Genomic DNA, 642 nt, shown 5'->3' with positions numbered 1-642 from the left:
CTCAACACCATGGATGTCCACCTCAACATCGCCGGTGGCCTGCGGGTGGGAGAGCCCGCGGCCGATATGGCGGTGGCCGCCGCCCTTGTCTCCGCCGCCACCGGGCAGCCCACCAGCGCGGGTTCGGTCTATTTTGGCGAGGTCGGCCTGTCGGGAGAAATCCGTCAGGTCTCGCAACCCGATACCCGGCTGAAGGAAGCCCACAAGCTGGGATTCGAGTACGCGTTCCTGCCGCGCCGCATTGCGCGCGGCAACCGCAGGCCATCGGCCCCGGATGGACTTGGCATTCAGGAAATCGGCCATCTGGCGATCTGGTCGGCCTGTTCACGCAGGCGGGGGAGGAGGCCAGCGCGTGAGTGCGCCCCAACGCTTCATGCTGCGCGAACCCGCCATGCTGGAGCGCGAAATAAAGAAAAGCATTTTCCTGGCCCAGGCCGCCCCCGTTTCCACCCCGGCGGAGGCGATGGAATTCATCGCCGCCGTCAGCGACGCGGACGCCACCCATAACTGCTGGGCCTACCTGATCGGCCAGACCTACCGCAGCGACGACGCGGGGGAGCCGGGCGGCACGGCGGGCCGCCCCATCCTGCAGGTGATCGAGGGACAGGGATTTGACCGCACCGTAGTGGTCGTCACCCGCTG

Annotated in this window: 1 protein-coding gene and 1 pseudogene; both read left to right on the top strand. The window is 67.4% G+C overall.

Features of this window, described 5'->3' with window-relative positions; translation table 11 throughout:
- Positions 1 to 356: pseudogene (locus JCM25156_RS30100) on the top strand (S16 family serine protease); the annotation flags it as partial.
- The coding region (locus tag JCM25156_RS19595; protein ID WP_025814486.1) for an IMPACT family protein at positions 353 to 642 on the top strand (290 nt) is incomplete at its 3' end. The pseudogene JCM25156_RS30100 and the gene JCM25156_RS19595, both read left to right, overlap by 4 nt.

The organism is Komagataeibacter kakiaceti JCM 25156, from assembly GCF_000613305.1.
This window is presented reverse-complemented; position numbering and strand designations above follow the sequence as displayed.